This window comes from Actinomycetospora termitidis, assembly GCF_030286555.1.
Classification (GTDB): domain Bacteria; phylum Actinomycetota; class Actinomycetes; order Mycobacteriales; family Pseudonocardiaceae; genus Actinomycetospora; species Actinomycetospora termitidis.
In genome coordinates, this window is record NZ_JASVWF010000007.1 from 285918 (window position 1) to 310208 (window position 24291).

Sequence of the window (24291 nt, forward strand, 5' to 3'; positions counted from 1 at the left end):
TCCGGTCTACCCCACGGGGGCGAGCGCCCGGAACTGCGCCCGGACGTCGGCCTCGCCGAGTGATCCCCACGACCGCACCGAATGCGTGACGGCGGCTCCCGACTCCCACACCGACGCCGGCGACGCCGGAAGGCCTACCCACCGCACCGCGAGCGGGTCGCCCGGCCGCGAGAACTCGCCCAGCGAGAACCCGCACGCCCGGACCGCCGCGCCCATCAGGTGGTCCTCCCCGGCCCGCGAGCCCGCGAGCGCGGCGCACGACAGCCACCCGGCCGCGTCGAGCGCGGAAGCACAGCGACGGGACAGCACGTACGCCCCACCCAGCCCGTGCACCCCGTCCCGCGGCAACGCCCGGACCGCCCGCCGCACGGCCGGCCGTCGCAGCCCCCGCCATCCCGCCTCCGCGCGCAGCAGGGCACGAGCCGGCCCGAACGAGCGCGCCCCGCCGTCGGGACCCACCCGCACGGCACCGAGCAACCCGAGCGACGGGTCTGCCGCGAAGCGCGACACCGCCGAGGACACCAGCCCGCTCCGGAGCACCAGCGCGTCCGTGTCCAGGCGCAGCAACACGTCCCAGTCGTCCGCCAGCGCCCGCCGGATCCCCGCGCCGAGCTTGACGAACAGCCCGCCCTGACCGCCCGGCGCACCGACCGGGGCGGGCACGACCACCGTCGACGCGGGCCACCGGGAACGATCGGAGTCGTTCACGACGACGAGCGTGGTCGGCACCCCCAGCCGCTCCACCGAGGCCAGCGTGTCGTCCACGAACTCCGCCGGCACCGACGGGCCGACCGGCACGACCACCGCCGCTCGCGGCGGCGTCACCGGAACACCGGCGACGTCACGTGCCACGCCTCGGGGTGCGCCGCGATCTCCTTCTCGAACACCGCCGCGACGCTCTCGAGGACCTCCGGCACCGTCCCCGACGTCGAGATCTCCGGGTGCACGTCGAAGTGCACGCGGCCGTCCCGGGCGACCCAGCAGGTCATCGGCAGCAGGGCCGAGCCGGTCCGGACGGCGAGCGCCACCGGCGCCGCGGCCAGCGCCACGCGGCGGCCGAACATCGGCACCTCGACGGTCGCGCCCACGGAGTAGCGGTCGATCATCATCCCGACGATGCCGCCCTCCCGCAGCCGCGTCATCAGCGCGGCCGCGGTCCGGGACCGTGCGGACGGGTCGACCCACTCCATCTCGGAGTTCCCACCCGCGGCGCGCACCCGGTGGATCACCGACTCCGTCACCGGCGACCCGAACACCCGCGCCACGCCGAGCAGCCCACGCCCGGTCCGCTCCCGGATCGCCGTCGAGAGCGCTGCGCTGCCCCACTCGTAGCGGCCCATGTGGCAGCTGACGAGCACCGCACTGCGGTCCGATGGGAGGTTCTCCACGCCCGTGAGGTCGACCGCTGCCGACACCCCGGCCACCCCGAGCGCCGGCATCCGCAGCATCGAGACCCAGTGCTCGTAGTACTGCCGCAACGACGCCGCGAGCACCCGCTCCGGCACCTCGCTCCCGAGCACGACGGTCAGGTTCTCCCGGGCCCTCATGACGCCGGGTCGGCGCAGCCTCCGCATCCCGGTCGCGATCGCCCACCCGAGCACGTCGACGACCGGTTCCACCAGCACCCACGGCGCGACCCGCAGCACCACGTCGGCCACCCGTCGCCGGGCCGACTCCGGCAGCCGCCCGATCACCGGTGCCACACCGTGGACGTGCCGTTGGTGTAGACGACGTCGTAGTGCGCGTCGAGGAACTCCCGGGGGAACCGGTAGGTGGCCATCTGCCCGGAGGTCTGCGAGCGCACCTCGCCCTCCCGGATGTTCGCCGACGTGCCGTAGATCCACGCCGACTTGTCGATCACCGACGGCACGATCTCCGGGAACACCCCGACCTGCCGGCCGGTCCCCAGCAGGAAGCGCAGCGTGCCGTAGCGGTCGGCGTAGACCACCTGCCGTCGCGACGACGGCTGGTCGCCCAGCCAGCGCGCGGCCGTCACCTCCGCGCGGTAGGTGTAGAAGCGCTGGAAGTCCTCGCCGCCGCCCGCGAGGTTGATCCGCCCGCCCCCCGAGATCGCGGGCAGCAGCGACGAGTTCAGCGCGAACAGCGCCCCGATCATGACGACGGCGCCCGCCGTGACCACCTTCAGTCGATGTCGGGCCAGGGCCTGCGCCGACCACCCGACCCCGACCACGAGCACCATCAGCGCCTGCAGCAGCGCGCGGTCCTGGTTGTAGGCCTGTGCCAGCGTCCCCGAGAGCCGCAGCATGGCGAGCGCGGCGACCGAGCCGAGGATCATCGCGCCCACGAGCCGTTCGGTGGGCGACGAGCGCCGCCGCAGCGTCAGGACCAGCCCCGCGACCGCCGCCATCAGGTACGCCACCTGCTGCAGCCCGAAGCCGACCAGAAGCTGGGGGATCGAGACCGGGGGAGCCGGGCCGACGTCGGCGATCGGGTACGACCCGGCGTCGGGAACGGGGAGGATGTAGCGCCGGTCGGCGGCGTAGAGGTCGGTGACGAGCCGCTGGTACTCCGGCGCGGACACCTGGGGCGTGGTGTTGCCCTTGATGTAGCCGGTGAGCAGGTCGTCGCCGAGGGCGCGGTTCGGCAGGAGGTCGAAGCCGGAGACCTCGAAGCCGAGCGCGGCGTCGGAGAGGTTCGACGACGAGTGCGTGACCGTCGAGTTCCACAGCCCGGCGCCGAGCACCAGGGTCAGCGTGGCGAGGCCGACCATCGTCACCTGCTGCCAGCGCCGCAGCACCGCCGAGGCCAGCACCGTCACGACGAACCCGCCACCCAGGATGACGATGCCGAAGTAGGTCGACGAGTAGTGCGTGACGACGACGCCGAGCGCCAGCGCCACGACCATGACGGCCTGCGGCACCCGGGACCTGAACCGCCAGACGAGCACGAGCAGCAGCGCCGCGAACAGCACGAACCCGATCTCCTGCTTGGCCAGGCCCGGCATCTGCTGGCCGAAGTTCGGCTGGACGACGAGCAGCGCGGCGCCCAGGAACGCCCACCGCGGCCGGAGGAACCGGCGGCAGAGCGCGTAGACGATCACCGGCGTCGTCGCGAAGACCGCCGGGAACACGACCTTCACGAGGATCTCCGCGGACACCCCGGACAGGGCGTGCAGCTGCGCCGGGAGCACCGTCACGGAGAGCATCGCGCCGTAGGCGTCGCCGGGGCGGAAGGAGTCCCACCAGCCGGCATCGATGGTCTCGAGCATCTTGCGGAACTCGGTCATGACGTCGTAGCCGTAGATCGACTCCGCCCGCAGGCTGAACGACCACAGCACGGCCAGGCCGGCCGCGTAGAGCGTCGCGCCGAGGAACACGTCGTCGGCGCGGCCGGCCACGACGAGCCCGCCGACCAGCGCCACGAGCACGAGCACCGCACCGGCCACGGCGAGCGACCCGGTGACGACGGTGCCCGCGGCGACCGCTCCCGACGTGGCCGGCCCGGTGCTGTCCGCGGCGTTCAGCCGCAGCGCGCCGAGGAGGGCGACCAGCGGCACGACGGCGGGCGCGAGCAGGTCCCAGCGCCCGAGCAGCCGGGCCCAGCTGTGCCGGCTGAAGGGGTGCACGACGTCCGCGGACTCGAACCGGCGCCGCGTCGCGACGACCACGAGGAGCACCAGGCAGACGAGCTCCAGCGCGACCAGGACCGGCCCGGTGCGCAACGGTTGCGCCACCCCGACGTACGGCCCGACGGCGTTCAGCCCCAGCCCCGAGATCAGGAGGACGAGCAGCGAGGCGGGCACGGTCAACGGGACCGTCAGCGCCGTCGGGAGCCGGAGGGCGCGCACGAGGAGGACGCCGGGCAGCGTCAGGACCAGCACGACGAGCACGACCTGGGCCGCCCAGACGCCCCGCACCGGGACGAGCGCGGCGAGCGCCGCGAGTCCGGCGGCGGCGAGCACGACGTCCGGGCGGGCGGAGAGCAGGTCGCCCGGCCGCGGCGGTCCCTCGTCGCGGTGGTGGGCGTTCGGGCGGGGGACGAGGTCGACGAAGGTGGTCATGACGGGATCCCGACGGTCGGAGGAGCGAGGGGCAGGGGCTCGACGGCGGGCAGGGCGGGCACAGCGGGCGCAGCGGACACGACGGCGCGGGGCAGCACCGAGCCCAGCGCGGCGGCCACCCGGTCCGCGGTGCCGTCCCACCCGTGGTGGGCGAGCCAGGCGGGGGCGCCGGTGCGGTCGGGCGGGTCGTCGAGGGTCGTGCGGATCGCGTGCGCGAGGGCGGTGACGTCGTCGGCGCAGACGACCCCGCCCGGGGCGTCGGCGACGAGGTGGCGGGCGAGGTTGTCGGGGGCGGCGGTCGTGATCACGGGGAGCCCACAGGCCACGGCCTCGAGGGCGACGATGCCGAAGCCCTCCCGCGCCGACGGCAGGACGAAGACCCGGGCTGCGGCGACCAGGCGGTAGAGCTCGGCCGGGTCGTCGACATCCGTGTGGACGGTGACGTCGAGACCCTGCTCGGCCGCCCTCGCCGTCAGGAACCCCTCCTGCGGGCCGCGGCCGATCACGCGGGCGGAGACCCCGCCACCGAGGGCGTCGAGGAGCATGTCCACGCGCTTGTGGGGGAGGAGCCGGCCGACGGTGACGACGTCCACCGTCGGGACGTCGTCCGTCCCGGCCAGGGCCGCGTCGACGGACGCGAGGTCGACGCCGTTCGGGGCGACGACGACCGGGACGCGCACCACCTCCCCGATCCGCAGCGCGGTCTCGGCGGACGCGGCCACGACGAGGTCGGGCAGGCGCATCGTGAACCGCTCGAACGCCCAGGCGAGGGTGCCGGCGGGGCCGAGGTAGTCGCGCCAGTAGTCGCGGGACCACACCTCGTGCCACGTCACGACCAGCGGCCGGCGGCGCACCTTCGCGACCAGCGCCAGCACCGGGAGGTGCAGGTAGGGCATGTGGTCGGCCTCGAGCACATCGAACCGGGCGACCAGCAGGCGCAGGCACCCGAGCGCGAAGGCCACCGCCTGCCGAATGGACCGCCGGCCCCCGACGTACATCGCGTGGGGGCGGCAGACGCCGTGGTGGGTGACTCCCTCGTGGCGCCACGTGCCGGCTCCCCACCAGCGCATCGTGTGGACGTGCACGTCGAACCGGTCGGTGAGCCGCCGGGTCAGCTCGGCGGTGCGCTGCTCCTTGCCGCCGGCGTGGAAGGGCGCGATCGCGTCGGTGACGGTCGCGAGCACCGGGCGGGTCATCGCGGGGCCACGCAGGCGACGTGGCGGGTGACCGGCTGCGCGACCCCGGCGACTGCGATCGTCAGCAGGATCCGGGGCTCGGAGCAGGTGACGGTCACCGGGACGGTGCGCGGGCGGCGGGCGCCGGGCGCGACGTCGGTGGTGCCGGTCGCGAGCGTCCGCGGGCCGGCGCTCGTCGTCTCGCCGATGCTCCAGCGGTACGACGCCGGGTCGGCGCCACCGTTGCCGAGGGTGAAGGTCACGGGCACGACGACGCTCGACCCGAGCGCCAGCACCGCGGGCAGCGGGGTCGCCGGGTCGGCGAAGACCTCGGTGAACGACTGCGGCGGCGGGGTGAGCCCGAGCCACGTCGTGAGCCGGGCCCCCGGCGCGCTCTGCACGATGGCGAGCACCAGCAGCAGCCCGGCCAGGGCCGTGCTGACGATCCACACCCGACGTCGTCCCAGCCGCCCACCGGCGACCGCCCCGTGCACCGCCACGTCGTCCCCCTCGCGCTGCCTTGCTCCGTCGAGCCATTGTTCGGCCGAACGGAGCAATGCGTTACCGCGAGTGGCTGGATGTCATCGGACTGTGACGGGCGGACGCTCCCGGTACGTCGGGTGTCAGACGAGCGTGCGGCGCGCGGCGCGGCGCACGAACCCGACCGCGCCCACGACCGCCAGCGCGAGCTCGACCCCGCCGAGCACGAGCGCCCCGACACCGAGGCCGCTCCCGTGGTCGGACAGGCGCGGGTGCAGCGCCCCGCCGCCCTGCGCCCCGGCCACGACGACGAGGGCCAGGGTCACCTGCATGCCGAGGGCGGCCGGGAAGGCGAGCCACGGGGTGAATCGCTCGCGTCCGAGGACGAGGTCGACCACGGGCAGGAGGGTGAGCACCGCGAAGACGACGAGCGTCAGGACGGCAGGTCCGAGGGCCAGGTCGAACGGGGTGGGGGCCGATCCGTCGCCGGTGTGCGCGATCGGCAGGAAGAGGCCGGCGATACCGAGCAGGCAGAGGACGAAGGCCGTCCACGGGCGGCTCGTCGGGCCGCAGGTCACCAGCCACCAGCGCGCCCGCAGGCGCAGGCCGCGCGTCCCCGGGACGTCGAACCGCTCCCGCGGGACCCGCTCGAGCGGGGGGAGGGGGACCCGGTTCAGGCCGTGCAGGTCCTCCCACGCGGACTCGTCCCGAGCGAACTCTCCGGCCGACATGGGCCCTCCCGCCGTGCGCACTCCTGGTTGCGCATCGGCTACCCCGCGTTCACGAAGATCACGCCGAACTCACGGCTCGTCACAGCTGCAGGCGATCCAGGGCGGCCCCGAGCCGCTGGGCGTAGAGGGCGTGGCCGGCGTCGGTCGGGTGCACGTGGTCGGCGCCGATGAGGGGTCCGCCGTCGTAGGCGCCCGTGAACCAGTTCTCGGCCATCGGGTCGACGAAGGAGGCGCCGGCGGCGCGCGCGGAGTCGGCGAGCGCGTCGCGCGTGGCGAACGCCTTCTGCGAGGACCCGGCGTTCCAGAACGGCCCGACGACGACGAGCCGCACCCCGGGCAGGCGGGCCTGCAGCGCGCGGTAGAGGTGTGTGGACGCGGCTCGGATCTGATCCACCGGCGTCCCCATGTCGTTGCGCGAGCCCTCGATGACGACGAGCTCCGGCCGGGCGGCGACCGCGCGCTCGAGCTGCGCCTCCTCGAAGGGCCTCGACGACCCGGCGTAGACGTAGCCCGTCCCGCCGACGGCCGTGTTGGTCACCGTCCAGTGCCGCTGCGCCGCGACGAGCTGCGTCCAGTTCGCGGCCCCCTTGCCACCGAACGGCGTGCCCTCGCTGATGCTGTCGCCGAGGACGGCGACCGACCGCGACCCGTCGGACGGGGCCGTGCTCGAGGCGGCCGGTCCCGAGGCCGCGGCCGGGGCGACACTGCGCGAGACGTCGTGGCCGGTCGTGACGATCGCGACGACGACGATCACGGCGGCCACCGCGGCGGCGAGCAGGGGCAGGCGACCGTGGCGCAGGCGACGGACGGCACGGCGGAGCCGGCGACGGGGGCGGGACAAGGAGTGCTCCCTCGGGGACGACGGAACGGGCCGGGTGGCCCGTCTCGCAGGGAGGATCGCGTCGTTCGTCGCCCTCGTTACGCCGTTCGGCCTAGTGATGAGGCCGGGTGCAGCTGGGCCGGCAGGCTCAGGGTGAACGGCCGTGCGCGGGCGGTGGCGTGCTCACGAAGTGTGACGCGGTTCGGATGGCCTAGCCATCGGAGATCCCGCCACGCTCCGCTACCTTCTGCGGCATGGACGAGCTGGATCGTTCCGCACGCGTGCTGGTGGCCGGGTCGGGTGGCCTGGTGGGGTCGGCGGTGGTGCGGGCGTTGGGGGCGGCGGGGTTCTCGGATGTGGTGGGGGCGCGGTCGGCGCAGGTGGATCTGCGGGACGCGGCTGCGGCGCGGGAGTTCGTGACGGCGGCCCGGCCCGACGTGGTGGTGGATGCGGCCGCGCGGGTGGGTGGGATCGCGGCGAACAACGCGCGGCCGGTGGAGTTCCTGCACGACAACCTGCGGATCCAGGCGAACTTGCTGGACGCGGCGCATGCGGCGGACGTGTCGCGGGTGTTGTTTCTGGGGTCGTCGTGCATCTACCCGAAGTTCGCCGAGCAGCCGATCCGGGAGGACTCGCTGCTGACGGGGCCGTTGGAGGCCACGAACGACGCGTACGCGATCGCGAAGATCGCGGGGATCATGGGTGTGCAGTCCTATCGCCGGGAGTACGACCGGCGGTGGATCTCGGCGATGCCGACGAACCTGTACGGGCCGGGGGACAACTTCGATCTGGAGTCCTCGCACGTGCTGCCGGCGTTGATCCGGAAGTTCCACGAGGCGCACGTCGCGGGTGATGCGACGGTGACGGTGTGGGGGACGGGGACGCCGCGGCGGGAGTTCCTGCACGTCGATGATCTGGCGGCGGCGTGTGTGCACTTGTTGGAGGCCTACGACGATCCGGCGCCGATCAACGTCGGGACCGGTGAGGACGTGACGATCGCGGAGCTGGCGTCGCTGGTGGCGGCGACCGTGGGGTTCTCCGGGGAGATCGTGTACGACACGTCGCGGCCGGACGGGACGCCGCGCAAGGTGCTGGACGTCTCGAAGATCGCCTCGACGGGGTGGAAGCCGCGGATCGGGCTCGCCGAGGGGCTGGCCTCGACCTATCAATGGTACCTGGAGAACTACGTGGAGGCCGGTCGATGAAGCGGGCGTTGATCACCGGGATCACCGGGCAGGACGGGTCGTACCTGACCGAGTTGCTGCTGGGCAAGGGCTACGAGGTCCACGGGATCATCCGCCGGTCGAGCACGTTCAACACCGGCCGGATCGAGCACCTGTATCAGGATCCGCACGACCCGGAGCAGCGTCTGGTGCTGCACTACGGGGATCTGACCGACTCCAGCCGTCTGGTGACGTTGATCGAGAAGGTCCGGCCCGACGAGGTCTACCACCTGGCCGCGCAGTCCCATGTGCGGGTGTCGTTCGACGAGCCGGAGTACACCGGGAACACCACCGGGGTGGGCACCACTCGGCTGCTCGAGGCGATCCGCATGGTGGGTATCGACACCCGCTACTACCAGGCGTCGTCGTCGGAGATGTTCGGGGCGACCCCGCCGCCGCAGAACGAGGACACCCCGTTCTACCCGCGCAGCCCCTACGGGGCGGCGAAGGTCTACGGCTATTGGATGGCGCGGAACTACCGTGAGGCGCACGGGATGTTCGCGGTGAACGGGATCCTGTTCAACCACGAGTCCCCGCGGCGCGGGGAGACGTTCGTGACCCGCAAGATCGCCCGCGCCGCCGCGGCGATCGCGCAGGGCAAGGAGCAGTACGTCTACCTGGGGAACCTGGACGCGATCCGGGACTGGGGCTACGCCGCGGAGTACGTCGAGGGCATGTGGCGGATGCTGCAGGCCGAGCAGGGCGATGACTACGTGCTGGCGACCGGGACCGCGACCACGGTGCGGGAGTGGGTGCAGTACTGCTTCGACCACGTCAACCTGGACTGGGAGAAGCATGTGCGGTTCGACGAGACCTACCTGCGCCCGACCGAGGTCGACGCCCTGATCGGCGACGCCTCCAAGGCCGAGAAGATCCTGGGCTGGAAGGCGCAGACCATGCCCGACGAGCTCGCCCGGATCATGGTCGAGGCGGAGCTCACCGGTAGCCGATGACCCCCCGTACGTCCGGGGGCGGCGCCCTCTCGCTGCTCCTCGGGCGGATCGGGGGAGTGGCGGGGGCGCTCGTCGTCGGGCAGCTGGTCCTCGGCGTCACCTACGTCGTCGGGGCCCGCTCCATCTCGCCCGCCACGCTGGGCCTGATCGCGACCTGCGCCGCGATCGGACAGGTCGCGGCCACCGTGGTCGACGTCGGGCTGATCAACTACCTGGTACGCGAGACCGCGGCCGAGCGGATCGACAGCGCCCGGGCGCGGGCGATCGTCGCCGGGAAGCGGCCGTGGGCCGCGGGCCTGCTGCTCGTCGTCGGGATCGTCACGAGTGCGCTGCTCGCCCCGGACCCGGCGTCCGCGATCCCGCTGGCCGTCGTCGGGGTCGTCATGTTCGAGGCGCAGAACGCCAACGGCCTGCTGCGCGCGCAGGAGCGGTTCGCGAAGGCGTCGACCGCGCAGCTCTCCGGCCGGGTCGGGGGCCTCGTCGTCGCCTTCGTGCTGGCGGTCGCGGGCATCGGCGGTCTCGCCCTCGCCGTCGCGATCCCGGCGTCGTTCCTGCTCGAGTCGGTCGTCGCCCGCGTGTTCATCGGCCCGGCCGGCGAACGCCGCCGGCCCGTGGGAGAGCTCGTCGGGCACCACCGCGAGTCGTTGGGGTTCGGCCTGGCCAACCTCGCGGCCTCCGCGCAGCAGCTCGACACCCCGTTGGTGACGGCGGGTGCGGGCGCCTTCCAGTCCGGCCTCTACGCGGCCGGCGGTCGACTGCTCGGGCCGCTGACGTTCCTCGCGAACTCACTCGGCATGGTGGCCGCACCCTGGCTCGCGCGGGCCGGCGCCGACGACGAGGCCCTCCGCGCCGAGGAACGCCGGGTGCTGCGGGTCGGCGCGGCGCTGTGCCTGGCCCCGCTCGTCGCCGCGCTGGTCGGGCCGCCGCTCATCCCGTGGCTGCTCGGCGAGGAGTACCGGAGCTCCGGGGGTGTCTTCGCGATCCTCGCGGTCGGCGCCGCGGTCGTGACCCTGAACCAGCCCTTCGCCGTCATCGCCCAGAACCGCGGCCGGCAGCACGCCGTGGCCGTGGGGATCGCCGTGGGACTGGCGGTCGGCCTCGTCGCGACCCTCGTGCTGTCGTGGCTCGGCGGCGCGGTGTGGGCGGCCGTGGGGTACGTCGTGAGCCAGGTCGTGATCTTCGTGCTCCTCGGCCTCGCCGCCCGCCGTGCCCGCCGTGACGGCGTCGGCGGCGTCGCCCCCGTCGGGCCGGTGCCGGAGGGCCCGGAGATCAGCTGAGTTCCCGAGGCCGACGTGACGCAGGTCCGCGCGCGGCGGACCCTGCGTCACGTCGCACTCGGCGGGGCGTGTCAGGCGGGGCGTGTGTCAGGCGGACGCGCTGTCCGTGGCCGGGCTCCGCCGTCGACGCGGCTTCGTCGCCGGTGTCGCAGGGACCGCCGGCGGCTCCGGCGCGACCTCGACGACCGGGGCCGGCGGCAGGGCGGCCAGGGGACGGCCCGCGTCGAGCGGCGTGTCCCGACGGGACCCCCCGAGCGCCCAGTTCGGGTCGCGCGGGATGCGGCCCTCCCAGACGACCAGCCCCAGCAGCCCGATGTCGAGACCACTGAGCATGTCGACCGCGACGGCCAGGTCGCGGGCCCGCACCCGCTTCGTGTCCGCCACCAGCACCGCGCCCGTCGCCCCGCGTAGGGCGGCCAGCGCCCGTCCGTCGATGGACGGGCGGCGCAGGCTCACGATCTCCCCGGCGACCTCGACGCCCGTCCCGAGCACCCGACCGGTGAGCGCGTCCGGCTCGGGCGGCGGAGCGTCCGGGGTGGCCTCGACGTGCCGCAGGACATCTCCCGCGAACTCGCCCGCCACGACCATCTCGACCCCGAGGTCGCACGCCCAGGGCTCGGTCAGCTGGACGACGTGCACCCGGGCCCGGCCCCGGACCGCGCCCGCGTGCAGCCGCGTGAGCAGGGCCGGCACGTCGTCGTCCGGGCGCAGCAACGAGCGCGGCAGGTCGCGCGGGACGACACCGGCGAGCCGGCGGGCCCGCCGCGGCCACCGCGGTCCGAGGCCGCCGCTCACGAGTGCCGCCGGAGCTCGTGGGAGTCGTCCACCACGACTGGCTCGGCCAGGGCGGCGAGCACCTCGCGCGGGCCGCTGAAGGGCTCGCGCCCGTGCGACGTGGACAGGTTGTCGACGAGCAGCAGGTCCCCGCCCTCCCAGGGCAGCCGGCGCGTGTGCCGCGCGTAGACCTCGTTGATCGTCGCGACGTCCTCCTCGGCGACCGGGGTGCCGTCGGCGTGGCGGGTGGTGAAGGGCCGGGCGTCGTACTCGTCCAGGAAGAACTCACGGACGTCCTCGTCGAGGATCCACTCGCTGAGGAACGCGATCTGGTTGACCCACCCGCGACGGCCCGTGACGGGATGGGTGACGACCGCCGGACGGAGCTGGCTCGTCGTCAGCCCACCGCCGGACTGCCACGCGAACTCGATGCCCTGGGCGGTGCAGTACGCCTCCACCGCGGCGCGGTCCGCGGTGCCGAAGGCGTCCGCCCAGGAGGCCCCGACCTCGTCGGTGTAGCTGCGCTCCAGGCGCCAGCCCTCGCGCTCGAACCGGTCGACGAGTGCGGCCGGCAGGTCGGCGAGCACGTCCGCGGCGGACGCGACCGGGGTCGCGCCGCCGTCGGCGGGGGCCACGGTGCAGGCGAACATCATCAGTCCGGGCGGGGTGCGCAGGTAGCTCAGCTCGTGGTGCTGGCACATCTGCTCGTGGGCCGGCCACGGGGTCGCGGTGTACACCCCGTCCACCGCGCTGCGCGGGGCGAACGCCTCGACCTCGGTCATCAGCTCACCGCCCGCGAGGGCCCGCGCGACCGGGGCGAACCCGGCCGCGTCGGCGATTCCCAGGCCGCGGACGACGACGGCGCCGTGCTCGGTGACCGTCGCGCGCAGGGCCTCGCGGTGGGTGAAGGCCCAGTCCGCGGGATCGTCGGGCTCCTCGACGGCGAGGACGGCGGGCGCGTCGTCGGCGAGCCGGACCTCGAGCGGCGCGCTCGGTCGGGTGGGGGCGGAGGGCATCGTCGTTCTCCAGGTCGTGCGGGCGGGGGACTCGGGGGCGGGCGTCACGGGAGCAGGCCCGCGACGACGGCGGCCGCGGCGGCGGGTCGGGTGCGGGGGAACCAGTGGCCGCCGTCGGGCAGCTCGCGGGTCTCGACCTGCTCGGCGAGCGCGGACCAGGCGGTCGCGGCGCGGCCCGCGGTCGCCGGGTCGTCGGCCGCGAGGACCACGGTCAGCGGGGCCGCGACGCGGTGCGACGCCGGGTCGTCCAGCGCCTCCGCGAGCCGGCGGTGGGCCGCGACGACGTCGGCGCGGTAGGCGGCGCCGACCCGGGCGGCGGCCTGCGGGTCGAGGGTGTCCAGGCCGGGGGCGCCCATCGCGGACAGGCGCGCGATGGCCTCGTCGTCGGTCTGGATGCCGGCCTCGTCCGCGGCCGACCGGTGCTCCGCCGCGCTGCGGGGCAGGTGGGCGCCGACCACGACGGCCCGCACCGGCGGTGCCCCGCTCCGGGTGGCCAGGGCGTGGGCGACGGCGTGCGCGGTCACCGACCCCGAGGAGTGTCCCCAGAGGACCACCTCCCGCGGGGCCAGCCCCACGATCTCCCACACCGCCCGCTCCACGACCTCCGCCAGCGGCAGGAACCCGGTGTCGGTGCCGGTGGGGTCGTGGGCGGGCAGCGAGGCCGCGACCACGCGCACGCGACCGGGGGCCGCGTCGGCCAGGGCGCGGGCGAACGGCTCCAGGCCGACCGGGTGCCCGCCGGCATGGGGGAAGGCGACGAGCAGCGTCCGAGCGTCCGTCGTGCCCAACGGCTGCAGCAGCGCGGCCCCGGTGCCGGGCGCGGCGCCGTCGAGCAGGGCGGCCTGGTCGGCCAGGACCGGGTGGCGCAGCAGGTCGGCCAGGGCCACCTGCCGCTGCAGTCGCAGCGCGACCTTGACCGCGGAGAGGGAGTTGCCGCCGCGGGCGAAGAAGTCGTCGTCCGGGCGCAGGGTCGCCGCGTCCACGCGGAGCACGGACGCCCAGGCGTCCGCGACCCGCCGCTGCGACGGGCTGGGTCCGGTGTCCACCGTGGCGGGTGCGGCGGCCTCGTCCGGCAGCGGGGTCGTACCCGGGTCGCCCGCGGGGTCATCGAGCAGGGCCTGCAAGGTGGCGAGGTGGCAGCCCGCGACCCGGCGCAGAGCGGCCTCGTCGGCCACCGAGGTCCGGCCGTGGACGGTGACCGCGTCCCGGTCGACGTGGACACGCAGGTCCGCGCCGTGCAGCTCGCCGTCGTCGGACCCGGAGGTGTCGAGCACCGTGCGGAACCAGGGCGCGGCGGGGTCGGTGGGCACGGTCGGAGGGTCGTCGACGTCCGGGACGCGGACGGCGAGCGTGCCCGCGACCGCGCGCACCAGCGCGGCCCACGATCCGCACGCGGTGTCGACCCGGCACGGGACGGCGTGGTCGAGGGACCGTGCGGCGACGACGCCGGTGAGCACGTCGGGGTCGCCGGTCATGGCGGCGACCACCCGGGCGTGCGCGGCGAGCACGAGGGCGGCCGGCTCGACGCCCAGGGTCGCGGCGGTCGCGTCGAGCGCGGCGCCGAGGTCGCCGGGCACCGGGACCTGCTCCCACCGGACGTCGGGCGCCACGGGGGCTGCGACCCAGGACGGGAGGGGCAGGGCCCCGGTGCCGATGACGTCCCGCCAGACGTCGGCCCCGGGCCGGGTGTCGATGGCGTCCCGGGTCACGCGTGTCCTCCGGGGGTGCCGGTCATGGGCCGCGCCGGGTTGCCGCCCCAGCGTTCGCCGGGCGGGATCTCGCCGCCCTTCATCAGGAAGCTGTCCGGCGCGAGCGAGCCGCCGTCGGCGATCGTCGTGCCGTAGTGCAGGAACGCGTTGACGCCGAGCGTGACGTCGTCGCCGAACACGACGTGGTCGGACTTGAACGCGCCGTCCTCCTGCGAGTGGCACTGCACGACCACGCCCTCGTTGAGCGTCGTGCGGGCGCCGATCGTGGTGAACGACTTCTCGGTGAGGTTGGCGCCGTCGTCGAACACGCCCGGACCGACCCGCGCCCCGAGCAGGCGCCACGCGACGTTCTTGAACGGCGTGCCGTTGAACAGCTGCACGAAGTCCGGGGCGGGCACCTTCCAGAACCGCTCGTGGCGCCAGAACCGCGGGTCGTAGATCGAGAGACCCTCCGGGGCGCGGGCCTGCAGCCGGGTCACGGCCAGCTGGACGAGGGCGTTCCAGCCCACGACGAACAGCAGGATCGCGACCTCGACGATCGTGATCTCCAGGGCGCCCAGGGCGATGTCGACCGTCGCCATCGCGGCCACGAGCACCCCGATGCCGACCGTCAGCCCGACGCGGACCGCGAGGTGCAGGAGCATCGACACCGTGTTGTGCCGGTTCTTCGTGGCCAGCGAGCGGCGTCGGTCCAGCGGGGTCCCCCACGCGAGCTCGGTGTCGCGGGCGACCGTGCGCGGGATCTCGAAGCTGGGGGAGCCGAGCAGCCCGACGCCCTCGCGCACCGGGCCGTCCACCGGGACCATGCACTTGGTCGCGATCAGGCAGTTGTCGCCGGTGCGACCCTGCGCGGGGTAGGCGATCCTGTTGCCCAGGAAGTTGTAGGCCCCGATCCTCGCCCGCGTGACCCGGAAGGACGTGCTGGAGTAGTCCGCGCTGATCACCGACAACCCGTCCGCGACGACCGTGCCGCGCCCGACCTCGGCGGCGAACGGGCTCTCGTGCCGCACCGCCATCCCGAAGTTCGAGCCCGTCTGGGCCATCGGCCGCAGCCGCCACCCCGCCGCGCGCAGGTAGTGCGCGATCGCGGAGCTGTCACCGAAGAGGGCGGTGAAGGCGACGACGTTCGTGATCGTCGAGATCGTCCGGTGCAACCAGTAGTGCACGCCGTAGAGCGGGTAGGTCCGGCCCGTCCGCAGGGGCAGGGCGAGCAGGCGGGCGCCGAGCGCGAGCCCGACGACGCCGAGGACCGTGCCGCCGACGACGATCGTGGTCGCGAGCGCCAGCGTCTCCAGGTGGAACCACGCGGTGCCGATGGCACCCGCGGGCGGGTCGATCAGCGCCGCCGCCCACGGGAACAGCCGCAGCAGCAGGGTCAGCGCGCCGACGGCGACGGGCAACGCCACGAACACCGTCAGCGCCAGCTGCACGAGGGTGTAGGCCGTGCGCCGCACGCGGCCGCAGCGGCGCGGCTCGACCATGCGGTAGTCGGTCTCGGTCCGCTGCGCCGGGGACCCGTGGGCGCGCTCGCCACCGAGCAGCACCTGTCCCGGGTGCAGCGAGGAGGTGTGCCCGAGGGAGGCCCCGTCGCCCATGGACGTGTCGATGTCGAGGACGGTGGTCTCCCCGACGTAGACGTCCTCGCCGAGGGTCACGCGGCCGGTGCGGATCACCCGGTCGGAGACGTGGTAGCAGGACAGGTGGACGTCCTTGCGCACGACGGTGCCCGCCCCGACCGTCAGCAGGTCGGTGCACACCGGGACGTGCTCGGAGAGGATCACCGCCCCGCGTCCGATCTTCGCCCCGAGCGCCCGCAGGTAGGCCACGTAGAGCGGGGAACCGACGAAGAACACCAGGGGGTTCGTCCGGATCAGCGTCTTCACCGTCCAGAACCGCACGTAGCGCAGCGTCCACACCGGGACCTGCTGCTCGCGCCAGCGCCCGACCAGCACCCACTTCAGGAGGATCGGCAGCACGCAGAGGACCGCGAAGCCGCCGGCGCCGAGCAGGACGGCGCGCAGGTAGAGATCGAGCAGGTATCCGCCGCCGGTGCCGCCCGTCGTCGCGAGCCAGTCGTAGCCGCGGCTGATCACCTCGGCCGCGACGTAGGTGTACCCGAGGAAGACGATCGCCTGCAGCGTGCCGCACAGCGCGGGGGAGCCGGGGCGGCCCGGGTCCGGGGCCGGTGCCTCGTCCGCGACCGACGAGGGGACGCTCGCGACCTCGGCCGCCGCGTCCTCGGCGTCCTCCGGGGACGGCGTGAGCGCGAGTGCGAGGGCCGCGGGCGTCGGGTGCGCGTAGACGTCCTGCATCGCGACGGCCGGGAGCCCGGGGCGCTTGCGCACGCGCGCGCAGAACCGGGCCATCACCATCGAGTCGGCTCCGAGCACCTCGAAGAAGTGCTCGTCGACGGGGACGTCGTCGCGCTTGAGCACCCCGGCGAGGACCTCGGCGAAGGCGTCCGCGACGGCCGCGGGGTCGGTGAGCGGGGCGATCTCGGGGGCGTCCGTGGCGGCGGTCATCGCAGTGCCCCGGCGACCTGCGCGGGCAGGGCGCCCCGGTCGTCGTCCACCCCGTAGTTGTCCTCCACCCAGGTGCGGGCGTAGATCGTGGAGAGGTAGCGCTCGCCGAGGTCGGGGGCGATGGCGACGGCGGTGGTCGAGCGGGTGGCGTGGGCGTCCAGCCAGGTCAGCGCGCCCTTGACCACCGTTCCCGTGGACCCCCCGAAGAGGAACCCGTGGGCGGCCAGGGTGCGGCACGTGCGCACCGTGTCGACCTCGGCGACGTGGATGATGTCGTCCACGTAGGCGGTGTCCAGCTGCGGGGGCGGGACGCTCATGCCGAGACCCGGGATGAGGCGGGGCGCCGGGGCCCCACCGAAGCTCACGGACCCGACCGCGTCGACCGCGACGAGTCGGACCTCCGGGTGGTGCTCGTGGAAGTAGCGGGCGCAGCCCATCAGGGTGCCGGTCGTGCCGGCCCCGACGACGAGGACGGAGAGCTCGGGGAAGCGACGGGCGATTGACGGCGCAGTGGTGCGGTAGTGCGCCATCCAGTTCGCGTGGTTGGCGTACTGGTTCAGCCAGACGACCCTCTCGTCCGCGGCCTGGAGGGCGGCGATGTGGTCGAGCCGGGCGCCGAGCAGACCGTTGTCCTTGCTGGGCTCGACGATCGTGTGCACCTCGGTCCCCAGGGCCTCCATCAGGCTGCGGGTGGCCTCGTTGACGCGGAGGTCGGTGACGCAGAGGAAGCGGTAGCCCCGGTTGGCGGCGATCATGGCGAGGGCGACGCCGAGGTTGCCCGACGACGACTCGACGAGGATCGAGTCCCGGTCCAGCAGTCCCTCGCTCTCCGCGGCGTCGATCATGGCCGCGGCGGCCTTGAGCTTCACCGAGCCGGCGAAGTTGAATCCCTCGCACTTGAGGAACAGGCGGCGCCCCAGGAGCTCGCGGAGGTCGACGAACAAGTCGTCGGTGTTGAATTCCTGCGGCGCGCGAATGACCGGCACCGTGCCCCCTGTGTGATGTCGGCGCGTGGAGACGGGGCCCGGTGCAGGGTCCCGTGTGACCCTCTCTCGCTGTGACGGATCGTGAGGTTGTGTCCGTCCGATACCGCGCGCCCTCAGGTCCGGAGCCCGCGCGGTGAGCCAGCAGCAGGGAATCTATGGGGCAGAAACCGGAAACGGATGCGCTTTCCGGGTGACTGGGTTACCAGGATGTTTCCAGGGTTAGTAAGCGTCTCTTCACTCGCGGTGACCCTGGGTGATCGGCGCCACCATCATCGAATCGTCCGAAGACCGACGATTCACCCGACGCATGCAGTGTCGCCGTCGGGCGGTCAGCGAGAATTCATCGAGAGAGGGCGACACAATCCGGGCCGGGCGGAGAAATGCCCGGTTCCGCGGCGTGTGTGCCGGACGAGGGGCCTCGGCGCGCGGACGGGAGGTCGCCGTCGGCCGGGCGCGACGTCGCGCCCCGGTCGCGGTCACGGGGCGGACGTCGCACTCGGCGGTGAGGGGATCAGCTCCCGGAGGTCGGGGAGAGTCCGTTGCGGGTCGGGCGGGACGGGCTCGTGCCGCTCGGCGTCGTGGACTCCGGCCGGACCGGGGTGGACCGGCTCGCACGCCGGGGCGACCGGGAGCGCGACGTCGTCCCGGAGGAGGTCCGCGACCCGTTCGTCTCGGAGCGCGCGGCGCTCTCCTCCGGCGCGGCCTTCTCCTCCGGTGCGGCGGGCTCTTCCGTGGACGGCCCGGTCGACGCGGTGCTCGAGTTCGTGGTCGGTTCCGTGGTCGGTTCCGTGGTCGGCTCCGTGGTCGAGTCGGCGACGGCGGGCTCGGCGGCAGCCGGCGCGGCGGGCTCGGCGGCAGCCGACGCGGCGGCAGACGGAGCGGCGGACCCGGCGGTCGGCTCGACCGGCTCGGCGGTGGGCGTCGGGTCCGCGTCGGGCGCGTCGCTCGTGGCCGCCTTCGCGGCGGCCGCGCGGCTCGGGCGCTTCCGGGTCGTGCCCGTCGCGGGCGCTGTGGACGCCGCTGCCGGTGTGTCGGACCCGGTGCCGTCCATCGTCTTCGTCGTGGAGCGGGTCCGCGTGCCCTTCGTTGCGGTGGCCGCCCTGGTCGTCGAGCGGGACTTCGCCGGCGACGTGGTGCCCTCCGGGGAGGCCGTGCTCGCACCGTCCTCCGCGGTCGCCGCCGCCGTGCTCTTGGCGGCGGCCTTCGTGGCGCGGGCCTTGGTCGTCGTCGCCGACGATGCGCCGGCCCCGGTGGTGGAGGTCGTCGCCCGGGTCCGGCGCGGCTTCGAGGCGGCCGGGGCCTTCGGGCTGTCTGCCGGGGTCTCGGTCGCCGGGGTCTCGGTCGCCGGGTCGGCCGAGGCGCCCGACCCGGACTCCGCCGCCCCGGGTTCCGCGGCGGGCTCGCTGGTGGCGGGCTCGGTCGCCGCCTCCGATCCGGAGGTCTCGGCATCCGCCGTCGTCGAGGCGTACGCGCTCGGACCCGGCGGGAGGGCGCGCGGCGTCTCGACCGGGGTCGCGGGGACGTCCGCGGCGAAGGTGAGCACGGCGCCGACCACCGGCACCCCGACGAGACCCAGCGCGGAGGCGGTCGCGTCCAGGTCCTCCGGGCGCGCCGACCCGCGGCGGGCGACGACCAGGGCACCGTCCGCGAGGGCGGCCAGGTCGACGGTCTCCGGGTGGCCCGGGACGTCCGCGGTGTCGAGCAGCACCCAGGTGTAGCTCGACCGGAGGTCACCGATGACGGCACGGGCGGTCTCGGTGCCCCACACCTCGCCGGGCCGTTCGATCTCCGGCCCGGAGGCGAGCACGTCCAGTCGGCCGGGCGCCCAGTGCTGCACCAGCCGCGGCGGCTCGGCCGCCCCGACGACCGCGGCGGCCAGCCCCGGCGCCGCGTCCAGGCCCAGCCGCGCGGCGACCGAGGGGCGCCGGAGGTCGGCGTCCACGAGCAGGACCGACTCCCCGGCCGCGCTGAGCGCGACCGCGAGATCGACGGCCGCCGTCGTCGTGCCCTGGCCCGACCGGACCCCGGTCACGACCAGGCACCGTCGGGCACCGGCGGTCGCCCAGGTCGCGGTGCGCAGTCGACGGACCGCTGCCGCGCGCTCGCGGGCGAGGGACGCGCGTCGACCCCGACGCCCCGGGGCCGGCTCGGCCAGCAGGGCGGGACGGTCGGGTCGGCGGGGGAGGGCGGGCACGGACGCGAGGACCGGCGCGTCGAGGCCGGCGGTGAGCAGGTCCGGCGTGTCGACGGCCCGACGCAGCGAGCGACGCGCGAGGGCCGCGCCGACGCCGAGCACGATTCCGGCCAGCAGGCCGGCGGCCACGAGCATCGTCGTCCCGGGGCCGGCCGGGTAGATCGGCAGCGTCGGCGGATAGATGACCTCGGTCGAGACGATCGGGCGGTTCACCGGCTGTCCGGTCGACTCGATCGAGTTCACGAGGCGCGTGAACGAGGTCGTCACCGCCTGGGCGACGAGCTGGGCCTCCTCCGGCGTCGGCTGCGTGACCCCGACGTTGAGGACGACGGTCTCGGCCACGGCGTCCGCACTGACCGAGCCCTGGATCTCGTCCGCCGTCGGGCGCCCGCCCAGCAGGGCGGCCGCGTCCGCCGCGACCCGGGGCCCCGTCACCAGCTCGGTGTAGGACTTCACGCGCTCGGTCGAGAGCTGTGCGCCCTGGTAGGAGTCCGTGGAGCTGGTGGTCGTCTGCGGGGACGCCACGTAGAACACGGCGGTCGAGGTGTACGTGCGCGGCAGGAGGACCGCGACGGCGGCGGCGATCGCCACGCACACCACGACGACGGCTCCGACGAGCCAGCGGTCCTCCCGCAGCACGGTCCAGTACTCGCGAGCATTCACGACGATGCCTCTCCCTCGGACGGGGGCGGTGGTGACGAGGAGGGGAGCGACCGGGTCGACGGCGACCGGTCGAGGGGCACTCCGAGCCACCGCTGCACGCGGTGGGGGAGCAGGGCGCCGGGAGCGGCGCGTTCGGCGTCGGTGAGCTCGTCGCAGGCGAGTGCGAGGGCGACGAGCACGAACACCCAGGTGGAGGCCGCGGCCGGTTGGGACGCGAGCAGCGTGGCGAAGACGACGAACACCACCGGGGCCGCGCGGCCCCGGGTGCTCGACGCCGGGTCGCGGCGCAGGAACAGCAGCGGGACGAGCAGGGCGGCCGTGACGAGCAGGACGAAGGGCAGGCCGTTGACGGCGATGTCGGAGATCAGGTTGATCCCGGCCTGCTTCTCGTTGCCCTGGCCGCCGAAGGGTTTCTGCGTGATCGCCCGCAGGCCCTCCTCGGTGGCGTCCGAGCGCTCGTCCAGGGACGCCTCGTTGGAGGTCTGCTTGGCCTGCAGGCCGAAGACCGGGGCGTACAGCGCGACCCAGGCCGCGCCCAACCCGGCGCCGAGCCCGGCGATCTGGCGGAGGAACCCGCCGAGCCCGATGCCGCCGCGCGGACGCAGGAACACGTCGATCGCGAGGACGACGACGAACACCCCGAAACCCGCCGTTGACAGCGTCCCGACCAGGCCGCAGAGCAGCAGGACCTTGACGAGCCGCGACCGGTAGCCGACCGCGTCGGAGAGGAACCAGCCGACGGCGCAGAACATCGCCATCCAGCCGGACTCCCGGCCCACCCCGGTGAGGCGCGGGACGTCCATCCCGAACACCGACGAGGTGGAGTAGCTGATGGTGAAGGGCAGATAGACCGGCTGAGGGCCGACCGTCCCCACCGGCACCATCGCGATCTGGCCGGTACCGATGCCGGCCACCGCCCACCACGCGACCGTCACCAGCCAGAGGGCGCCGATCGCGCAGAGCAGCACGACGAAGCCCCGGCTGAGCGCGAGCCGGGCGCGTGGGTCGGAGATCACGAGCACGGCGGCCACGACCGAGCCGACCGTGAGCACGAAGTCCTGGAACTGGCTGCGGATGCGGAGCAGGTCGTCGACCCACACCGAGTGCAGCACCACCCAGACGTACGCGGCGACCAGCAGCGCGAGGAACACCGAGACCGCGCGGACCGGCCGCGCCGGGGCGTGCTCGCGGCGCAGCATCGCGATGACCCCGGCGGCCAGCGCGAGCCCACACCCCAGGAGCGCGGTGTACTCGCCGAACGTCCCCGGCCGCAGGAGCGGCAGGGACGCCAGCAGCAGACCGGCCGGGAGCGCCGCGGGCAGGCGGGGCGTGGTGGCCGTGCCACGCTGAGTGACGAGAGTCGAGGTCATGGCGGGCGCGGTCACCTCCCTCTCGGTGCTCACAGGCGGTGTCGTTGCGCCGGACAGCCTAACCAGTCCGTGAAGATCTCGGAAACCCACACCGGTGAACGGTTACGTCACGTCGCCGAGCAGGCCGCTCACGAAGTCGGTGACGCCCAATCGGGTGGCGGCTCGTCGCGTGGCCGCCACCCGCCGCTCCCGCGTCGCGATCAACCGGGTCAGGGCCGTGCGGACCTCGGCGACCGGGTCGGGTGCCTCCAGGTCCGCGACCTCGCCGATCCCGGTGCCGGTCACCATGCTGGACGCCCAGCCGCGGGCGGGGCCGAGCACCGGCACCCCCCGGGCGGCGGCCTCCGCGACGATGCCGCTCGGCGCGTCGTTGTCGTGCAGCACCGCGACCGCGTCCACCCCGGCCACCGCCGCGTCGAACTCCTCCTCGGTCAGCAGCCGGTCCTCCACCTCCAACCGGTCGGCGAGCGGGGAGTCCGCCAGGGTGGCCGCGACGCCGGGGTCGCAACGGCCGGCGACGACGAGATGCACCCCGGGCGTCCCCTCGAGGGCCGCGAGCAGCAGGGGCACGTTCTTGCGGGCGGTGATCACCCCGAAGACCCCGAGCCGGAACGGACCACCGGGGGCGCGGGACGCCGCGACGTCGTCGGGCACCGTCACCGGGTCCCGCACGGGACGCACCCCGGGGAAGCCGCGCCGGCGGACCACGACCCCGAACGCGTCGGTCAGGAACCGCATCCGCACCCCGGGCAACCGGGCGAGCAGCCAGGCCAGCGGGGGCTTGAGGACCATGCCGGCCGTGGCGCGCTCGGGGCCGCCGGGCAGCGTGGTCCGCATCAGCAGCAGCGAGACCGGCGGACGGCGGCGGCCCGCCCGCACCAGGGCGACGAGCAGGGGGGCGACGTTCTTGTCGCCGTCGGGGATCACGAGGTGGGCCCCGGCTTCGCCGGCGACGTCGACGGCGGCCGCGACCGCGTCGCGTCGGCCGTCGGGAAGGATCACGACACGGGCGTCGAGGTCCGCGAGGTGCTCCGCGAACTCGGGGGAGTCGCGGACGGCGTTCGGCACGAGGAGTAGCCGGTCGGAGGGTTCCACGGCGGCCATCAGGAGCCGGACGTACCTCAGACGGTGGCCCAGCGGGTCGAGTTCCATCACCGCTACGGGTTTTCTCACAGCCTGATGACCCACATTCCCATGGTCCGTGTCCCCCGGAAGAACGATACTGCTCCGCGTGGGAACGACCGTAGGTCACGACGCGCGGGGCGTCGGCATGAAGATCGCGTGGCTCACGGACGCACAGGCCCCGTATCGCGAACCGCTGTTCTGTGAGCTCGCGGCCCGCTGCGACTTCCACGTGCACTTCCTGTTCGCCGAGGAGCCCGAGCGGCACTTCGTGTACCGGCCCCACCCCGGGTACTCCTCGGGGGTGCTCCCGTCGCGGCACGTGCCGCTGCCGACGCGGATCGCCCGGCGTCTGGACTCGTACCAGACCGTGCTGCGCCCCGGCCACACCCGCCGGCTGCTGGCCGCCGCCGACCTCGTCGTCATCCCCACCTGGGCGCAGGCCGCCAGCGCGTGGACGATGCTCCGCGCCCACCGGGCCGGGGTCCCGTACGTGATCTTCTCGGAGTCGACCCTCGACTCCCGGCAGTTCGACCGGGGGCCCGTCGCGTGGCTGCGGACCCGCCTGTTCACGCGCGCGGGCGCCGTCGTCGTGCCGGGCCCGTCCGCGCGGGACGCCGCCCTCCACACCGGCGTCGAGCGGGACCGCATCGTCGAGTCGGTGAACTCGATCGACCTGGAGGCGTTCGGGACGCGCCCGCGGGAGCTGCGGGCCGGCGCCGGAACGGGCCCGGACGCCGAGCACCACCGGTTCGCGGTCGTCGGTCAGCTGATCCCGCGCAAGAACGTGCACAGCCTGCTCGACGCATTCGCCCGGCTCCCCGGGTCGCCGACCCTGGACGTGGCCGGCGACGGGGTGGAGCGCGGGCCGCTGGAGGACCAGGCGCGCGCACTCGGCGTGCTGGACCGGGTGCACTTCCACGGCTTCCTCGACGAGCCGGGGGTGGTCGAGGTGCTGGCCCGGGCGCAGACGCTGGTGCTGCCCTCCACCGAGGAGGTCTACGGCTTCACCGCGCTCGAGGCACAGGTGGCGGGGCTGCAGGTCGTGGTCTCGGCCCGTGCCGGGATCGCGGAGAACCTGACCGACGTCGCCGGCGCGTGGGTCGTCGAGCCCGACGCCGAGGGGCTGCGGTCGGGCCTGGAGGCGGCCCGGGCCGCGTGGACCGGGTGGACCGAGGAGATCCCGGAGGACGCCGCGTCGCCCAAGCGCACCGCGGACGACGTCCTGGCCGCAGCCCAGCGCGCCCTGGCCTGA

Annotated in this window: 19 protein-coding genes; 4 read left to right on the forward strand and 15 right to left on the reverse strand. The window is 74.5% G+C overall.

All coding sequences use genetic code 11. The features are described from left to right. Nucleotides 1-6: 6 nt before the first annotated feature. From QRT03_RS26565 to QRT03_RS26595, 7 genes are all read right to left on the reverse strand, one after another. A complete protein-coding gene (locus QRT03_RS26565; RefSeq protein ID WP_286056153.1) occupies nucleotides 7-825 on the reverse strand; it encodes a hypothetical protein in 819 nt (272 codons plus the stop codon). Further along, nucleotides 822-1703 (reverse strand): lysophospholipid acyltransferase family protein, encoded by an 882-nt coding sequence (locus QRT03_RS26570; RefSeq protein ID WP_286056154.1) that lies wholly within the window; start codon nucleotides 1701-1703, stop codon nucleotides 822-824. Before QRT03_RS26570 ends, QRT03_RS26565 begins: the two co-directional genes overlap by 4 nt. Further along, nucleotides 1691-4021 (reverse strand): hypothetical protein, encoded by a 2331-nt coding sequence (locus QRT03_RS26575; protein ID WP_286056155.1) that lies wholly within the window; start codon nucleotides 4019-4021, stop codon nucleotides 1691-1693. Before QRT03_RS26575 ends, QRT03_RS26570 begins: the two co-directional genes overlap by 13 nt. After that, nucleotides 4018-5217 carry a glycosyltransferase family 4 protein gene (locus tag QRT03_RS26580; protein WP_286056156.1) on the reverse strand — a complete coding sequence of 400 codons (1200 nt, stop codon included), beginning with the start codon at nucleotides 5215-5217 and terminating at the stop codon, nucleotides 4018-4020. Before QRT03_RS26580 ends, QRT03_RS26575 begins: the two co-directional genes overlap by 4 nt. After that, complete coding sequence (locus tag QRT03_RS26585; RefSeq protein WP_286056157.1) at nucleotides 5214-5696, reverse strand: hypothetical protein; 483 nt, start codon at nucleotides 5694-5696, stop codon at nucleotides 5214-5216. Before QRT03_RS26585 ends, QRT03_RS26580 begins: the two co-directional genes overlap by 4 nt. A gap of 123 nt (nucleotides 5697-5819) precedes the next feature. Beyond that, entirely contained in the window at nucleotides 5820-6407 is a 588-nt protein-coding gene (locus tag QRT03_RS26590; RefSeq protein ID WP_286056158.1) for a hypothetical protein, read from the reverse strand. A gap of 79 nt (nucleotides 6408-6486) precedes the next feature. After that, nucleotides 6487-7248, reverse strand: coding sequence for an SGNH/GDSL hydrolase family protein (locus QRT03_RS26595; RefSeq protein ID WP_286056159.1), 762 nt, complete (start codon nucleotides 7246-7248; stop codon nucleotides 6487-6489). 233 nt (nucleotides 7249-7481) lie between these two features. Here QRT03_RS26595 and QRT03_RS26600 point away from each other — a divergent pair, with 233 nt between their 5' ends. Genes QRT03_RS26600 through QRT03_RS26610 form a run of 3 tightly spaced genes read left to right on the forward strand, consistent with a single transcriptional unit; the run spans nucleotide 7482 to nucleotide 10680 of the window. Next, nucleotides 7482-8432 carry a GDP-L-fucose synthase family protein gene (locus QRT03_RS26600; protein WP_286056160.1) on the forward strand — a complete coding sequence of 317 codons (951 nt, stop codon included), beginning with the start codon at nucleotides 7482-7484 and terminating at the stop codon, nucleotides 8430-8432. Next, nucleotides 8429-9403: a GDP-mannose 4,6-dehydratase gene (gene gmd, locus QRT03_RS26605; RefSeq protein ID WP_286056161.1), complete on the forward strand. Its 975-nt coding sequence runs from the start codon at nucleotides 8429-8431 to the stop codon at nucleotides 9401-9403. The genes QRT03_RS26600 and gmd overlap by 4 nt, the downstream gene beginning before the upstream one ends. Continuing rightward, complete coding sequence (locus QRT03_RS26610; protein WP_286056162.1) at nucleotides 9400-10680, forward strand: lipopolysaccharide biosynthesis protein; 1281 nt, start codon at nucleotides 9400-9402, stop codon at nucleotides 10678-10680. The genes gmd and QRT03_RS26610 overlap by 4 nt, the downstream gene beginning before the upstream one ends. 87 nt (nucleotides 10681-10767) lie before the next feature. Here the strand turns inward: QRT03_RS26610 and QRT03_RS26615 are convergent, their stop codons facing one another. The 8 genes from QRT03_RS26615 to QRT03_RS26650 all read right to left on the reverse strand — a co-directional run bounded on the left by QRT03_RS26615 (nucleotide 10768) and on the right by QRT03_RS26650 (nucleotide 23066). Then, complete coding sequence (locus QRT03_RS26615; protein ID WP_286056163.1) at nucleotides 10768-11475, reverse strand: hypothetical protein; 708 nt, start codon at nucleotides 11473-11475, stop codon at nucleotides 10768-10770. Beyond that, nucleotides 11472-12470 (reverse strand): TauD/TfdA family dioxygenase, encoded by a 999-nt coding sequence (locus QRT03_RS26620; RefSeq protein ID WP_286056164.1) that lies wholly within the window; start codon nucleotides 12468-12470, stop codon nucleotides 11472-11474. The genes QRT03_RS26615 and QRT03_RS26620 overlap by 4 nt, the downstream gene beginning before the upstream one ends. A 44-nt stretch (nucleotides 12471-12514) precedes the next feature. Beyond that, nucleotides 12515-14179, reverse strand: coding sequence for an alpha/beta fold hydrolase (locus tag QRT03_RS26625; RefSeq protein WP_286056165.1), 1665 nt, complete (start codon nucleotides 14177-14179; stop codon nucleotides 12515-12517). Further along, nucleotides 14176-16701 (reverse strand): Pls/PosA family non-ribosomal peptide synthetase, encoded by a 2526-nt coding sequence (locus tag QRT03_RS26630; RefSeq protein ID WP_286056166.1) that lies wholly within the window; start codon nucleotides 16699-16701, stop codon nucleotides 14176-14178. Before QRT03_RS26630 ends, QRT03_RS26625 begins: the two co-directional genes overlap by 4 nt. After that, complete coding sequence (gene sbnA, locus QRT03_RS26635; RefSeq protein WP_286056167.1) at nucleotides 16698-17687, reverse strand: 2,3-diaminopropionate biosynthesis protein SbnA; 990 nt, start codon at nucleotides 17685-17687, stop codon at nucleotides 16698-16700. Before sbnA ends, QRT03_RS26630 begins: the two co-directional genes overlap by 4 nt. Before the next feature lie 511 nt (nucleotides 17688-18198). Continuing rightward, nucleotides 18199-20544 carry a Wzz/FepE/Etk N-terminal domain-containing protein gene (locus QRT03_RS26640; RefSeq protein WP_286056168.1) on the reverse strand — a complete coding sequence of 782 codons (2346 nt, stop codon included), beginning with the start codon at nucleotides 20542-20544 and terminating at the stop codon, nucleotides 18199-18201. Further along, a complete protein-coding gene (locus QRT03_RS26645) occupies nucleotides 20541-21914 on the reverse strand; it encodes a hypothetical protein (RefSeq protein ID WP_286056169.1) in 1374 nt (457 codons plus the stop codon). The genes QRT03_RS26640 and QRT03_RS26645 overlap by 4 nt, the downstream gene beginning before the upstream one ends. A 102-nt stretch (nucleotides 21915-22016) precedes the next feature. After that, a complete protein-coding gene (locus QRT03_RS26650; protein ID WP_286056170.1) occupies nucleotides 22017-23066 on the reverse strand; it encodes a glycosyltransferase family protein in 1050 nt (349 codons plus the stop codon). A gap of 79 nt (nucleotides 23067-23145) precedes the next feature. Between QRT03_RS26650 and QRT03_RS26655 the strand changes: the two genes are divergently transcribed. Further along, nucleotides 23146-24291, forward strand: coding sequence for a glycosyltransferase (locus tag QRT03_RS26655; protein WP_286056171.1), 1146 nt, complete (start codon nucleotides 23146-23148; stop codon nucleotides 24289-24291).

What these genes read in the sequence shown, in the direction of transcription:
- QRT03_RS26575 (WP_286056155.1), bottom strand. Translation starts at nt 4,021, where the DNA reads ATGACCACCTTCGTCGACCTCGTCCCCCGCCCGAACGCCCACCACCGC.
- QRT03_RS26580 (WP_286056156.1), bottom strand. Translation starts at nt 5,217, where the DNA reads ATGACCCGCCCGGTGCTCGCGACCGTCACCGACGCGATCGCGCCCTTC.
- QRT03_RS26590 (WP_286056158.1), bottom strand. Translation starts at nt 6,407, where the DNA reads ATGTCGGCCGGAGAGTTCGCTCGGGACGAGTCCGCGTGGGAGGACCTG.
- QRT03_RS26600 (WP_286056160.1), top strand. Translation starts at nt 7,482, where the DNA reads ATGGACGAGCTGGATCGTTCCGCACGCGTGCTGGTGGCCGGGTCGGGT.
- gmd (WP_286056161.1), top strand. Translation starts at nt 8,429, where the DNA reads ATGAAGCGGGCGTTGATCACCGGGATCACCGGGCAGGACGGGTCGTAC.
- QRT03_RS26610 (WP_286056162.1), top strand. Translation starts at nt 9,400, where the DNA reads ATGACCCCCCGTACGTCCGGGGGCGGCGCCCTCTCGCTGCTCCTCGGG.
- QRT03_RS26620 (WP_286056164.1), bottom strand. Translation starts at nt 12,470, where the DNA reads ATGCCCTCCGCCCCCACCCGACCGAGCGCGCCGCTCGAGGTCCGGCTC.
- QRT03_RS26630 (WP_286056166.1), bottom strand. Translation starts at nt 16,701, where the DNA reads ATGACCGCCGCCACGGACGCCCCCGAGATCGCCCCGCTCACCGACCCC.
- QRT03_RS26645 (WP_286056169.1), bottom strand. Translation starts at nt 21,914, where the DNA reads ATGACCTCGACTCTCGTCACTCAGCGTGGCACGGCCACCACGCCCCGC.
- QRT03_RS26650 (WP_286056170.1), bottom strand. Translation starts at nt 23,066, where the DNA reads ATGGAACTCGACCCGCTGGGCCACCGTCTGAGGTACGTCCGGCTCCTG.